General features: G+C 36.0%; 10 protein-coding genes. 6 read left to right on the plus strand and 4 right to left on the minus strand.

Annotated features, from left to right (window positions below):
• The first annotated feature begins 12 nt into the window (after window positions 1-12).
• The 4 genes from ACFSAV_RS00130 (at window position 13) to ACFSAV_RS00145 (ending at window position 6,494) form a co-directional block, all read left to right on the plus strand.
• Window positions 13-4,740 carry a two-partner secretion domain-containing protein gene (locus ACFSAV_RS00130; protein ID WP_379094787.1) on the plus strand — a complete coding sequence of 1,576 codons (4,728 nt, stop codon included), beginning with the start codon at window positions 13-15 and terminating at the stop codon, window positions 4,738-4,740.
• 15 nt (window positions 4,741-4,755) lie between these two features.
• The gene (locus ACFSAV_RS00135; RefSeq protein ID WP_096743519.1) at window positions 4,756-5,121 is read left to right on the plus strand and encodes a DUF596 domain-containing protein; all 366 of its coding nucleotides are present in this window, start codon (window positions 4,756-4,758) and stop codon (window positions 5,119-5,121) included.
• Window positions 5,122-5,349: 228 nt separating this feature from the next.
• The gene (locus tag ACFSAV_RS00140; RefSeq protein WP_250269308.1) at window positions 5,350-5,691 is read left to right on the plus strand and encodes a DUF596 domain-containing protein; all 342 of its coding nucleotides are present in this window, start codon (window positions 5,350-5,352) and stop codon (window positions 5,689-5,691) included.
• A 437-nt stretch (window positions 5,692-6,128) separates the two neighbouring features.
• Window positions 6,129-6,494: a DUF596 domain-containing protein gene (locus ACFSAV_RS00145; protein WP_379094791.1), complete on the plus strand. Its 366-nt coding sequence runs from the start codon at window positions 6,129-6,131 to the stop codon at window positions 6,492-6,494.
• 337 nt (window positions 6,495-6,831) lie between these two features.
• Here the strand turns inward: ACFSAV_RS00145 and ACFSAV_RS00150 are convergent, their stop codons facing one another.
• From ACFSAV_RS00150 to malK, 4 genes are all read right to left on the minus strand, one after another.
• Window positions 6,832-8,571 (minus strand): DUF4153 domain-containing protein, encoded by a 1,740-nt coding sequence (locus ACFSAV_RS00150; RefSeq protein WP_379094794.1) that lies wholly within the window; start codon window positions 8,569-8,571, stop codon window positions 6,832-6,834.
• 134 nt (window positions 8,572-8,705) lie between these two features.
• On the minus strand, window positions 8,706-9,563 hold the full coding sequence (gene malM, locus ACFSAV_RS00155; RefSeq protein ID WP_379094797.1) for a maltose operon protein MalM: 858 nt from the start codon (window positions 9,561-9,563) through the stop codon (window positions 8,706-8,708).
• A gap of 97 nt (window positions 9,564-9,660) precedes the next feature.
• On the minus strand, window positions 9,661-10,938 hold the full coding sequence (locus ACFSAV_RS00160; protein ID WP_379094800.1) for a maltoporin: 1,278 nt from the start codon (window positions 10,936-10,938) through the stop codon (window positions 9,661-9,663).
• A gap of 141 nt (window positions 10,939-11,079) precedes the next feature.
• Window positions 11,080-12,198 (minus strand): maltose/maltodextrin ABC transporter ATP-binding protein MalK, encoded by a 1,119-nt coding sequence (malK, locus tag ACFSAV_RS00165; RefSeq protein WP_379094803.1) that lies wholly within the window; start codon window positions 12,196-12,198, stop codon window positions 11,080-11,082.
• A 387-nt stretch (window positions 12,199-12,585) separates the two neighbouring features.
• Between malK and malE the strand changes: the two genes are divergently transcribed.
• Together malE and malF are read left to right on the plus strand one after the other, a co-directional pair.
• Window positions 12,586-13,773, plus strand: coding sequence for a maltose/maltodextrin ABC transporter substrate-binding protein MalE (gene malE, locus ACFSAV_RS00170; RefSeq protein ID WP_101775696.1), 1,188 nt, complete (start codon window positions 12,586-12,588; stop codon window positions 13,771-13,773).
• A gap of 109 nt (window positions 13,774-13,882) precedes the next feature.
• Complete coding sequence (gene malF, locus ACFSAV_RS00175; RefSeq protein ID WP_379094806.1) at window positions 13,883-15,424, plus strand: maltose ABC transporter permease MalF; 1,542 nt, start codon at window positions 13,883-13,885, stop codon at window positions 15,422-15,424.

Consider the following 15,424-nt stretch of genomic DNA (forward strand, 5'->3'; position numbering starts at 1 on the left):
GGAGATATTGGCATGAGTAAATTAAATCATACTGGTAATAAAAATGTACAAAAGCGTAAACCACAATGTTATGTGAGAAAAAAATCACAACTCAATTGCTCTTTTTCCCACCAACTCAAAACGACTTGTCTTATTACCAGTTTTCTCTTTCAATCCATTGTTCCCAGTTATGCCAATATTATTGCGGATAATCAAGCACCACAAAATCAACAACCTATTATTTTAAAAGATGGACAAGGCAATCCATTAATTAATATTCAAACACCGAATGCTAATGGTTTAAGTCATAACCGTTATACGCAATTTGATGTGGATACACATGGTGCAACTTTAAATAACCATCGTACGAGTAATCCACATTTAGCCAAAGGTACAGCCAAAGTTATTTTAAATGAAGTGCGTTCTAATAGCCCAAGTAAATTAGAAGGCATAGTCAGTGTGATTGGTGATAAAGCTGATGTGATTATTGCTAATCCATCGGGTATTCAGGTTAATGGTGGTGGCTTTAAAAATGTTGGGCGTTCTACTTTAACAACAGGGCAGATTGAAGTCAAAAATGGTGCTGTACAAGCAATTGATATGCAGCAAGGTACAGTTTCTATTGGTAGCAAAGGTTTTGATAACCGCGAAACAGATTACACCGAAATTCTTGCTCGAGCTGTAGAAGTACAGGGGGCATTGCAGGCTAATCAAATTGGTATTTCAACAGGTAATCAAAAAGTAGATTATGTTTCTGGTCAAGTGTTAGAAAAAAGAGAGGGAACATCAACATCTGAGGTAGCTATTGATATTGCTGAGCTTGGAGGAATTTATGCTAACAGTATTCATTTAATTGCGAATGAAAATGGTGTGGGAGTTAAAAACTCTGGGCAATTAAAAGCAAATAATCGATTGGTTGTTACTTCCTCAGGGCGAATTGAAAATGTGGGGGATATGCTTGCTCAGCACGATAGTGACAAATCTATTTTAGTATTAGAAACAGTGGGTAAAAATCAAGATATTGTATCCACTAAGGGCAAGATTGAAGGTAAAAATCAGGTCATTTTAAGCGCGTCAGGTAAAGTAAAACTAGCTAATACTAAGGTGCAACAAACAGATAAAAACGTAGGTACGGGAGTATTGCTAAATAGTAAAGCCAATATTGAGATTACAGAAAGCCAGTTAACCAGTGGTAAAGGCAATGTATCATTATTAAGTAAAAATGATATTCATTTAGCAAATGATACTTCAGTAAGCGCAGATAATGATCTTTTCTTACGTAGTCAAAATGGCAAGATTCAATTAGATACTTTGTTTGAGAATAAGAATAATAAATCATTTGAATATTCAGTTTTTTTGAATGCAAAAAATGAAATAAAATTATTAGCATCTAAAATAGAAATTAATTCTGCTAAGTTAAATACTAATGGAGATATTTCATTAATATCTAATAAAGATTCTCTATTTATAAATGGTGGTAGATTTATTTTTTCAGAAGTTTTATCTGATAAATTAAAGGAAAGAAAAAAAGATATCTTAGTGGAAATTACTAAGATATCTAATAAGTTAAATCTATTAGAGCAAGAGCCTATTTATATACATTCAGAAAATTTATTAAGCGCAGTTGAAGATGTTGGTGATATTAAGCAACTTTTTCTTGTTGGTGGAGAAGAGGTTATCTCTGAATTATTTCCTCAATATGATCCAAGTAACATTACATTGGAAGACATGGAGCATGAAATTAATTTAGCGAAAAATCGTTTAAAGAGATTTTATGATTTTTGGCTACCTTTATATCAAAGTAAAATAGCATTGGAAAAAATGTTATGGTTGATGGATAAGCACCTTTATGGACAAGAATATTCTTTTGCAGAACTAATAGGCAAAAATATCAATATTTTTTCTGAGCAAGGGATTAATATTGAAGGTGCAAAATTAAATGCAGATCAAACGATTAATATTCATGCAGTAGGCTTATTACCACAACAAGAAAACTCTCCTTTAACTTCGATTAATATTAATGGTGTATTTGATTCCTATGAATATGGTGGTGGCAATCACTATGCCTATGGAATTTTTAATAACCCAACGGTTATTAGTGGCAAAGCAGGAGTCAATATTTCCACTACAGCACAAAATGGTATGTTAACAATTGGTGCTTCTCACCTTTCTTCTGATGAAGGAAAAATCAATTTACAAGCTTACCAAGATATTGATTTAACATCAGGGCAAGGCGAACTTTATACTTATGATAAGCACAGTTATAAAACGGGTAAATGGTATAAACGTAAGTATGTTACTGAAATTAAAGAACACCGCCATGCTAAAGCAGATCCAACAATTTTAGCAGCAGCAAAAGGAATTGATATTCAGGCTGGTGGTAATTTGAATGCTTATGCTACTTTATTTGATGCACCAAAAGGCACAATTGACATCACGGCAGGACAAGGGCTGAATTTATATGCTGTAGATGAAATTCACTATAACAAACTAGAAAGTCATAAACGGTCTAAATTTTTAGGTATTCGTTATAACAAGTCAGATCGTTCTAGTACCCAGTCAATGAAAACGGCATTACCTTCTCGTTTAGTAGCACAGAGTACAAATTTAACTTCGGGTTGGGATACTTTATTACAGGGTACTCAGTTTGAGAATACCTTAACTGGCGCAAAAATTCGCGTTGGTGTTGGTGAAAAAGCGCGTGAAAATGCCAAATTAATTCTAAAAGGGATTAAAACTACGATTCAAACTGAAGAAACTTATGAATCAAGTTCATTAGTCTGGCAAAAAATGGCAGGAAAAGGTGAATTAGTAGAAAGCTTGATTTTACCTTCTTTTAAAGGTGAAAAACCAATTTTTGATGCACCAAATGGCATTATTGCTGATATTCCAGAGGGCGATTTAAAAACTGAATTAGAAAAATTGATTCAAAAACCTGAATATGCATACTTAAAAGAACTAAAAAGCAATGGAAATGTAAACTGGAACCAAGTAGCGCTAGCTTATGATAAATGGGAATATGAGCATGAGGGCTTAACTGGTGCCGCAGCGGCATTGATTGCAATTGCTGTTGCTGTTGTCACGGCTGGGGCTGGTGCAGCAGGGGCCGGTGCTGCGTTAATTGGCGCTGCGAAAGGGACGGTTTCTGCAGCAATGGCAAATGCAGCAGTAGCTTCCTTAGCCAGTCAAGCAGCGATTGCTGTGGTCAACAATAAAGGCGATGTAGGACGCGCTTTAAAAGATTTAGGTCGTAGTCGCACAGTGAAAAATTTAGCCACTTCAGTTGTGACAGCCGGCGTTGCTCATCAAGTATTAGGTGCGGTGGGGTTAGCAGAAGTAACAGAAGCTAGCCAATTTAGCGATCGTTTAACCGAGAGTTTGATTAATGCTGGTACATCCGCTGTGGTACATACTGCGATTAACGGTGACAGTTTGTCAGACAGTTTAGAAAGCTCAATTATCGCTGCTTTGGCGCAAACTTTACACGGAGAGCTTGCCCAGCATATTAAGGGAATTACAGTGGGTAATGAGCAAGTTTGGTATCGCCAAGTCGCGCATAAACTCGCTCACGCTGTCACAAGTTGTGCAGCTGCAAGCGCGCAAAAAGGACGTTGCTCTGATGGGGCAATGGGGGCAGCTGTTGGGGAGATTGTTGCAGAAATTCTTGGTAACCAAATATTGAAAGCCAATGGTGCAAGTGAGTTAACTTTCGATGAAAAGCGTTCTATTTTAAATAAAACAAAATTGATCGTTGGGAGTATCGCTGCATTAACTAATGCAGATGTAAATATGACTGTTGATACTGCAACAATTGCAGTAAAAAATAATTATCTTACTTCAGAGAAAGAAAGAGAAAAACAACGATTAATTTATGAATCGGGCAAACGCGAGTTATCTGATGAAGAACAAACAAGATTATTTGTATTGGCTATTGAAGATTTGGAATCGAATAACCGATTAATTGCTGCTTGTGAAAATGTATCTAGTGAGGCTTGTTCAATTGAACGTAGTAAAGCATTTGCTGCATTAAAAAGTTATATTCCATTGACAATCTATCATCCTAGAGAACATCAGCCAGGTTATGTGGATATAACGGATTTATTGTCTTATACAGATGCTGATTCAGTAGCATTAAGAAATATTTATAATGGTTATATAGAAAGTTTTAAAGCGTTTGGTTTTTCGGATGAGCAGGCTAAAAAAGCTGCATCGCGTAAGTTAAATGTAGAATATCTTGCTGCATTTGCATTAAATATGGGTAAAGCTAAAAATAATAGCCAAGCACTTACTAAAATAAAGATTAATAAAATTTACCTACCAAGCCAGCAAAAGTTACATGAGTTACGTGTTGAAAGCTTGACTCACCAAATTAATAAACCTGATTTCAAACATAAAGATTTGGTTTTAACAATGGATGGTAAAGTGTTTACACCTGTTCAAGAAGTGAGCCGATTTGCCTCAGTCTATCAAGGACTAAATACAACACAAATTTTTGAATTGGCAAAACAAATTGCAGGGGTAGATAAATTACCAGATGTACGGATAATGCCGAATAAGACCTCTATTTCTGGCGATCAAGGGATGTTATATGTTATACAACCTACAGAAGGAAAATTGAAAGGCGCTAGTATTAATTTAAGAAATTTTTCAAATTCTGATACTGAAAGTAAAGCTAGGTGGACGATTGATATTAATATTAAAAAACAATCTGATAATGCTAGGTTATGGGATAAAGAACAATTTGAACTAAAATTTCAATAGATTGAGGAGAAATATATGTTAGAAAAAATGTCAGAAACACAATATAAACGAGTGATTGAAAATAATCGAGGACTTACATTAATTGGTATGTTTTCCAGTTTTCAGGTGTGTTATGGAGATATAAGAGATAAACCTGAAATCAAAGAAATGTTTTTAGAATTGATGGCAGATTTAATGAAAACAGGGGAACTCAAGTTAGCGACTAACGGTAAATTCCTCGAAGGGTCGATTGAAGAACAGATTGATTTATTTCGCCAAGCTTGGCCAGATCATTATGATGAAAATGAAATGGAATATGATATTGATAATACATGGTGGATTACTTATGCCCCTGCAGGCGCAGTGTGGATTTGCGAAGATGGCTATGAAGAATGGACTTAGCGAGATAAAAGTGCGGTTAATTTTGAAAAAGTTTTACGCTTTGAGGAATTGACCGTTTTTTTGTGTAAGATGATGTTATATCGTCGATTGAGTTCGCGCTTGTGTTTACACGAGTGCGTTTTTCATTTGTTGTTAAAACACTCGTCAGAGATGAGCGCTATCAAAGGGGGAAAATCAATAGAGTTAAAGTTTCAATAACTATAGTGGAGAAGGAATATGAATCCTAATATGAAAAAGAAAATATTGGAAAAATCTAAAGGATTACCTCTTTTCGCATTATTAGCGGAATTTGAAGATTATTTTGGTTCAGTAAAAGATTCAGATGAAACAAAAGAATTATTTCTTTCTTTTGTTGCAGAATTAATGCATGACGGCGAATTGAAATTTGCAATACGAGGCAAATTCCTCGAAGGGTCGATTGAAGAACAGATTGATTTATTTCGCCAAGCCTGGCCAGATCATTATGATGATAAGGAATTGGAATATGATATTGATCATTTATGGTGGATTACTTATGCGCCAGCAGGCGCAGTGTGGATTTGGGAAGATGGTTATGAAGATTGGACTTAGCGAGATAAAAGTGCGGTCAATTTTGAAAAAGTTTTACACTTTGAGGAATTGCCCCTTTCTTTGTGTAAGATGATGTTATATCGTCGATTGAGTTCGCGCTCGTGTTTACACGAGTGCGTTTTTCATTTGTTGTTAAAACACTCGTCAGAGATGAGCGCTATCAAAGGCGGCAAAAAAATTGCAGGGGTAGATAAATTACTAGATGTACGGATAATGCCGAATAAGACCTCTATTTCTGGCGATCAAGGGATGTTATACAACCTACAGAAGGAAAATTGAAAGGCGCTAGTATTAATTTAAGAAATTTTTCAAATTCTGATACTGAAAGTAAAGCTAGGTGGACGATTGATATTAATATTAAAAAACAATCTGATAATGCTAGGTTATGGGATAAAGAACAATTTGAGCTAAAATTTCAATAGATTGAGGAGAAATATATGTTAGAAAAAATGTCAGAAGCGCAATATAAGAGAGTAGTTGAAAACAATAGGGGGCTTGCGTTAGATGGTTTATTTGCTAGTTTTCAGGTGTGTTATGGAGATATAAGAGATAAACCTGAAATCAAAGAAATGTTTTTAGAATTGATGACAGATTTAATGAAAACAGGGGAACTCAAGTTAGCGACTAAAGGCAAATTCCTCGAAGGGTCGATTGAAGAACAGATTGATTTATTTTGTCAAGCTTGGCCAGATCATTATGATGAAAATGAAATGGAATATGATATTGATAATATATGGTGGCATGTATATGCCCCAGCAGGTGCAGTATGGATTTGGGAAGATGGCTATGAAGAATGGACTTAGCGAGATAAAAGTGCGGTCAATTTTGAAAAAGTTTTACACTTTGAGGAATTGACCGTTTTTTGTGTAAGATGATGTTATATCGTCGATTGAGTTCGCGCTCGTGTTTATACGAGTGCGTTTTTCATTTTTTCGTTAAAGTACGTCAGAGATGAGCACTATCAAAGTTATGAAGATTGGACCTGATTAGATAAAAAGTGCGGTATGTTTTGAGTAAATTTTGACATACCGCTTTTTTTAGGTTAGATGCGAGTTTGGATACTTGCGAGAATAGGAAGAGAAAGTGCAGCTTGTCTGAATGCAAAAAACTCGTCAAAACTGACCGCACTTTTTCGTGTTGTTAAGGGGCGAGGTAGAATTCGATATAGCCGCCTTGATAAACATAGCCTTTGATATCACCATGTATTTCGTATTTAAAATCAATATCACGGAAAATTAATAGCCCGCCTTCTTCCGTTGGCACTTTAGTAAGTTTTTCAGCTAAAGGAAGCAATTCCTCTTGTTGGTATTTTTGGTGAATGTCTAATCCTGCTGACTTAAATACCTCTGCAAAGTAACTTTCACTGAAGTTATATTGATAACCAGAATCTTCATCGATAAACGCAAAGTGACGTTGGAATAATTGAGATTTATCTTGTTCTGATACTTCATCTTGTGTTTTTGTATCAATATAACTGTTGATCAGATAGAGTTTTTGATAAGGCTGAATATCAATGGCTTGTTTATAGTTTCTGTTTGCGTCATAAGCATAAAAGCTAATAGAAGCATATTTATCTTGGTAATTATTATTGTAGACAATTTGGTTGTAGTAAAAACCAGATAAGAAATCAAGATTTTCTTTACCATATTTCGTGATTGCCTGTGGGTTAGTTTTAATATAACGCTCAATAATATCATCTAATAGTTTGTATTTTGCAGCTTGCTCACTGCTTAGCTGTTTCGCAAAATTTTTCTCAAAAATTTGGGTGCTAATTTTCTCATTTTTATCGAGAACATTAAGTTCGGTTAACAGTCGTTCAAAGCGCGCAAGTTGATTTTGTTGGGCTAGCTGATAAGGTGAGGTAAGTATCATACCAGCGAAAATAACGGCACAAGTGGTTAGTGTAAATAAGCGATATTGTAACCATCGCTGGCTCATGCAGCATAAGACAAACAACGTAATGACGCTGGCAATCATGACTAAGAAGACTCTTGTTTCAGTTAGGCCATAAGTGGTAATACGTTCGTTGATACCTAACCACAGTAAAATCAATGGTGCAATAGAAAGATAGCTGAAATAGCGATAGAACCATGTCCATTTAGGTTCAGTTAATAATAAACGTAGCGCATTGCACAATAGACCTAGCGCGATGTAAGGCATAATGATGTAGGCTACTCCGCCTTGTGGTAACTCAAAATGAAGGAGAATTTTCGCTAAATAAAGATACACAAGGAAGGTATAAATGATGACAACAGGTGAGAAAATAAAGTTAATCACCAGTTCAATGACATAGTGAAAACGTTCATTTTGGAAATTATTTGCTAAACGTTGTTCAAAAATAAGAAATAAAATGGGCGTGAAGAAAAAAGTGGTAAATAGAATCGTTTTAGGTACTACATAGGATGTCAAAATATTTAGATTAAATAGATATTCAATGCTGGTAAAAATGAGTAGTACAGAAAGACAAATAATGCATGCAACGGCAATAGACAGAATAAGTTGTGCAAAACGAGATATTGTATCGTAGATAAAGTGTTGATTATCTTTCGCAAGTGGATAAGTAATAAATAGCAAAAAGTGGATAAGCAATAATCCCCAATAGGCATGGTTATCATAAATATCACGTTCAGCAAAATAAAAAGCTAAGGTGATTACAATGGTGTAACTTATTGTGATCCAATGAGCATATTTGACTTTTTGCAACATTAATGCTGTCGAAAAATAAATCGGCAATAATAGAATCAAGATGGCATAAGAGGAAATGTTGTCATCTTGGATAAAAGGAATACATGAAGTGCTGACTAAAACAAATAACACAGCTAAAGGATACTTGCCTGTCAAGTTTTTTGCCGTATTGGTGAGGGATTGTATGAGGTGCATTTTTCGTTCCTTAAACAATAATCACTTAAATAAAATCATTCTAATGTTTTTGTGACTAGTTGGGTAGCGTGAATAAAAAAAGCCACAGATAACTGTGGCGAAAACTCATAATGAAAAAGACATTTATATGATTTTTATTTAGAGGAAACTTGTTGTAAGAAAATCTTGCGTGGGGCGGTCAAACCGAGTTTTTCTGCTTCATTAACTAAATTCAATGCGCGATTAATATCATTTTGTTTTAACGCGTTTTTCACTGCTTGATTAAAATAGGCTTCGGTCTCTTTATCTACTGGCGTTGTCACCGCTTGAGCTGGCGGCATAATTGGTTGTACTTTACCTACTGGCGTTGCTGGTTTTTTCTCAAATAATGTGTTGGGTAAGCCAATAAATTGTGTACCTTGTGAATGAGTGACGTTGACGATAATCTCACCTTGACGACTATGTGTAACTTCAATATCAGGAATGGCGGGTGGTTGTTTTCCTGTCGCTTTAGCAAACACTTTAGCAGGATGTGGCATCATCGTAGTTTTGCTTAAATCTTGTGCAGTTGTATAGATCAGTAAATAAATATAATCTTGTCCAGCTACTGGCGTTAAACTTAATTCAGCTTCTAAGCGATTTGGTTTTAAACCGCGTTCTTCTTGGAATGTGAAAGTAGAAGAAGGATAAGTGGCGGCAATATTGAATTTCCCATCTAAAATGACCGCACTTGGCACAAATAGTTGTTTATCTATTACCGGACTGGTGATTTCAATCGTCAATGTGCCTTGATTTGCAGGGATACGATAAGCCGCAACAGGACTTTCTGTACCTGCAAAATGCGTGGTAAAGGCTTGGTTTTGTTGTGTTGATAATTGAGTTTTTACTGATTGTGAATAAGGCACATCTTGCCATTGCAGTTGTGAAAGTGCTTGTGAATTAATATGAACAGGATTGGCATAACTGAAACTTGCTGTAACCAAAAGTGCGGTCGCAAATAAGATTTTTTTCATATTAACCTCGCAATCAACGAATTAAATTAGATTAGTCGATGGCACAAGGAACTTCCCTATGCCATCTTTTTTAGGTTTTATTTAACCAATGTGGCGATTACCACCAAGCTTCAAATTGAACGCCGTAGATGAACTCACCATCTTTGGCTTTACCAAATTTGTGTGGATCGGTTACGCGATCACCAAATTTATCATTCCAGTGTGCGTAAGTACCAAAGACACGAATTGCTGGACGTGCCCAAATGCTGCTACCAGCTTGCCATTGTTGAGCAAGAGTCACTTTAGTGAGGTCGTTTTTCTTACCTGTAGCTTGATCTTTAACACGGTCATAACCTAATTCCATTAAGGTACTCATCGTATTATTCCATTTATACATTGGGCGAATACCTGCGGAGTACCAAGTATTTCCTTGTTTATTATCAAGATCCGTTTTTTGGAAAATGAGTGCATGCATGACTTCGACTTTATCACTCAATTGAACAACACCTTGATTGATTAAACGAAGCATTTTTCCGCGGTTATTCGTTAAACTGCCTTTTGCATGACCTACGTTCCAATCTGCTGCCATTGAATCTTTAGCAAATTGAACAGTGAATTTATTAAATCCACCAAAAAAGTTACCTTGAGTATGTTCGGCGGTTAACATGAAACCATTTTTAGTTGCATCATCTTCAAAAGTGAAACCATCTTTAACGTGTGCATTAGCATAGTCAAAACCAAGTTCTAAAGAACCATCTTGATTGGTTTTGATGCCCGCTAAACGGATGTCAAAAACATCATTGTATACTTTTTGGTCTTTATCTGAGCGAACGTATTTTTTTGTTACAGTATCATATCGCCAGCTATATGCACCATTACCTTCAGTGTTGCGTGTTATTGCTAAAGAGAGTTTACCAAAGCCAAGATCAATATTTTCTACCCCAGCACCAGGACCCGAAATATCCCAGTAGTAGAAATCGTTCATATGGACATCATGGCGTTGATAGAAACGTTTACCTGCCCATAATGTCGCGCCCGGTAAGCTATCAGCGAAGTTTTTAAATTGAACATTAATTTCACGTAATGCTGGCGCTGTATCTTCCCAGTCATTTTGTTGTAAGATTCCGCCGTAAGCGACGTTAGAATCTAAATAAATCGTCTTTTCACTATCTTTAAATAGTTCTTGACCTAATTTGAATTCTGCATAAGTTTCGTTTTCATTACCTAAACGATATTTTGCTGGTGCACCAGTTGCTTTGAATGCACTTTGTTCACCACCACCTGATGTCCAACCAATACCTGAACGTGCATAGCCATGGAAATCAACTGCAACAGCTTGTGTTGCAAATAATGCGCCTGTTACTGCTAAGGCAAGTAGTGTCTTTTTACTATTCATAACTGACCTCTTTTTACCAAATAAATATGATTGTTCAATATCTTATTGATATTGTTAGAGCTAATGGTGCTTGGTAATACAATAAACACCAAAAATCCTTGTCATTGTGTTGTTCCCAGCGTTACAGGCTCGGCAAGAATATTAAACGCCAATTTCTCTAAATAAACGTTGGCAAGCAGTGCCATCTTCTTTAAATAAGTGGCAGCGCTCAGGCACAATGCCGATATCCATGATTTGTTCTTCTTTAGCGAGCACAATGTCATTTTGACGATACACTAAAGTAGGCTGTTTAATTTCTGGAATTTCAAGATGAATTTGGGTTTCGTTGCCAAGTAGTTCTACTACTTGAACAATACCGCGTAAGGTGACTTCTGCTTTATCTGATGGAATTAAATGTTCAGGGCGAATACCAAGTGATAAGTTATCACCAACTTTTACACCATCACCTGCCACAGGAATCCAGAAGTTATGATGATTTGCATCTGGCAATTCAATTTGTACGCGTTCTTTTTCGACTGCGGTTACTCTAACGGGAAGGAAATTCATTTTGGGTGAACCAATAAAACCTGCCACAAAGCGGTTTGCAGGGTAATGATATAGTTCTAAGGGTTTACCGACTTGGGCAATACCACCCGCTTTTAATACTACGATTTTGTCTGCTAAAGTCATTGCTTCAATTTGATCATGGGTGACATAAATCATTGTGCGGTTTAATTTTTTATGCAATTTAGAAATTTCTACTCGCATTTGGACACGTAAAGCTGCATCGAGATTTGATAAAGGTTCATCGAGTAGGAATACTTCAGGTTGTGAAACTAATGTACGACCAATCGCCACACGTTGACGTTGACCGCCAGAAAGGGCTTTGGGTTTACGATCTAATAAATGCGCTAGTTGTAGAATTTCGGCGACTTGGTTTACTTTTTGATCGCGTACTGTTTTATTGATGCCCGCAAGTTTTAGACCAAAACACATGTTTTCTGCAACATCTAAGTGAGGATAAAGAGCATAAGATTGGAATACCATACCCACACCACGTTTAGAAGGTGGTACATCATTCATTAAGGTGTCGCCAATATATAATTCACCAGAGGTAATGTCTTCTAAGCCTGCAATCATGCGTAACAGAGTGGATTTGCCACAACCAGATGGACCAACAAAAACGACAAATTCACCTTCGTTAATTTCTAAATTAATATCTTTGGATATGTGAACATCGCCGTAAGATTTACAGACGTTGCGTAGTGATACATTTGACATATTTACCTCGTTGTTATCTCATTTATGCGCGTTATTCACGCTATCCTCAGTCGTGACGATATACTGAATAACTTTGTATTGAAAAAAATCATCCTAAAAAGAAATTTTTAAGGATTAGCAAAAATTTGCTCTTTATAACAAAGAACTTTTTAACTGAAGTATTTTTGTGGCTTTTTTGTGATTTTGATCTCATTTCTCCATTAAATTTATATGATCCCTATCACACTTTTGACTAAATTATTAATAAGATCACATTATGGCAAGTAGGGGCGTAGAGAGGGGGATGATGAATAATGGGGGCTTTCACTTCATTCTATGCTACACCAAAAAAGGTTTTGTTATCTTTCTACTTATCAACATTATCTCTCAAGATTCAGGAGCAATGCTATGAAAAATAATTTTGTAAAATTTACACTCACTGCGGTAGCTGGTTTGGTTCTTTCTTCATCTGTGATGGCAAAAATGACAGAGGGTAAACTGGTTATTTGGATTAATGGTGATAAGGGCTATAACGGTCTAGCTGAAGTAGGAAAGAAATTTGAAGCAGATACGGGTGTGCAAGTATTAGTAGAACATCCAGATAAATTAGAAGAAAAATATCCACAAGTGGCATCAACGGGTGATGGTCCTGATATTATTTTTTGGGCACATGACCGTTTTGGTGGTTATGCGCAATCAGGTTTATTAGCAGAATTACATCCAAGTAATGAATTTAAGCAAAAATTTGTTGATTTTGCTTGGGATGCAGAAACATACAATGGCAAGTTAATTGGTTATCCAGTTGCAATTGAATCTTTATCATTAATTTACAATAAAGATTTACTTCCAACGCCACCAAAATCTTGGGAAGAAATTAAAGAACTAGATAAGAAATTTAAAAAAGAAGGTAAGAGTGCCATTATGTGGAACTTGGCAGAACCTTACTTTACATGGCCTGTTGTTGCATCAAATGGTGGCTATGCCTTTAAATATGCGAATGGTCAATATGATGCAAATGATATTGGTGTGAATAATGAAGGATCACAAAAAGGGTTACAATTTGTCGTTGATATGGTTAAAGCAAAAGAAATTAATCCAGATATGGACTACTCTATTGCAGAAGCCGCATTTAATAAAGGGCAAACAGCGTTAACGATTAATGGTCCTTGGTCTTGGGGCAACATTGAAAAAAGTGGCATTAACTATGGTGTAGCAGTATTACCAACGTTAAATGGAAATCCATCTAAACCATTTGTTGGTGTATTAAGTGCCGGTATTAATGCAGCTAGCCCAAATAAAGACTTAGCTGTTGAGTTCTTAGAAAACTATTTGTTAACTGATGATGGCTTAGATATGGTTAATAAAGATAAACCATTAGGTGCAGTAGCATTAAAATCATTCCAACAAAAATTAGCGCAAGATCCTCGTATTGCGGCAACAATGATGAATGCGGAAAAGGGTGAAATCATGCCAAATATTCCACAAATGTCAGCATTCTGGTATGCAGAGCGTAGTGCAATTATTAATGCTGTTAATCAACGTCAAAGCGTGAAAGCGGCATTAGATGATGCACATAGCCGTATCCAAAAACAATAATCTACTTTGGTAAGGGCAGGTCTATGAGTCTGCCCTTTGCCCAATTTTCTAGATAATTTTGATTTGGGTGTATTAATGTTATACCCACAGAATGAAAATAGGTGCTTTTATGGTAACCCATCATGCGAAATCCAACACACAATCGTCATGGCTTAAATGGATCGTTGCAGGGATTGTATTGCTCCTCGATTTATATTTAGTGGTATTAATGTATTCGCAAGGTGAATATTTATTTGCTCTGTTAACTTTGGTGATTTTAACCTCAGGCGTATATGTTTTCACTAGCAAAAAAGTCTATGCATGGCGTTATGTTTATCCTGGTATTACTGGGATGATTATCTTTATTTTATTTCCGCTGGTTGCGACAATTGCTATTGCATTTACAAATTACAGTGGGACTAACCAATTGGCTTTTGAACGTGCATTGAGTGTGTTATCAGAGCAACGTTATTTTGCCGGCGATAAGTTTGACTTTAAGCTTTATCCACAAGGCGAACAGTGGCAAATTGTGCTACATAATAAAAATACAGATCAAATTTTTATTTCAGCGCCAACTCAATTCAGCGATACCGAAATTCACGTCACAGAAGGGGTCGCTCCGACAGGTACGCCAGCACCATTAAAAATAATTACTCAAAATCGTAGTGCACTTCAAGCAATGCAGATCATATTGCCTGATGGTAAAAGCTTAACGATGAGTTCATTACGCCAATTTTCTGAGCAAAAACCACGTTATCATTATGAAGCAAACTTACAACAGTTAACCAATAATGAAACAGGTAAAATCTATCGTGCAAATCATGATACGGGTTTCTTTCAATTGGTTGATACACAAGGCAATTGGCTCAGTGAAACCTTAGAACCGGGTTTTACCGTATCAACAGGTTTTACTAACTTTGTGAAAATTTTTACTGACGAGGGCATTCAAAAACCTTTCATTCAAATTTTTATTTGGACTGTAATATTTTCTGTACTGACGGTTATTTTCACTGTCATTTTAGGTATGGTGTTAGCTTGCGTTGTGCAATGGGAAGCATTAAAAGGTAAAGGGATTTACCGCCTATTATTAATTTTGCCTTATGCTGTCCCTTCTTTTATTTCCATTCTGGTATTTAAGGGGTTATTTAACCAAAGTTTTGGTGAGATCAATTTAATTCTTAATCAGCTATTTGGTATTCGACCAGAATGGTTTAATGATCCTTTCTTAGCGAAAAGCATGATTTTAATTGTAAATACATGGCTTGGTTATCCTTATATGATGATTTTATGTATGGGATTATTAAAAGCGATTCCACAAGATTTATATGAAGCCTCTGCAATGGATGGTGCCTCAACATGGCAAAACTTTAGTCGAATTACTTTCCCATTATTGCTAAAACCATTAACACCATTGATGATCGCTTCATTCGCATTCAACTTTAATAATTTTGTGCTAATTCAATTATTGACCAATGGTCGCCCAGATATGATCGGCACCACTACACCTGCGGGTTATACCGATTTATTAGTGAGCTATACTTATCGTATTGCGTTTGAAGGAAGTGGTTCACAAGATTTTGGTTTAGCTGCGGCAATTGCAACGATTATCTTCTTATTAGTAGGTGGTTTAGCCTTGCTCAATTTAAAAGCCACTAAACTTAAATTAGATTAA

The sequence above is a fragment of the Pasteurella oralis genome (assembly GCF_042681465.1).
Classification (GTDB): domain Bacteria; phylum Pseudomonadota; class Gammaproteobacteria; order Enterobacterales; family Pasteurellaceae; genus Pasteurella; species Pasteurella oralis.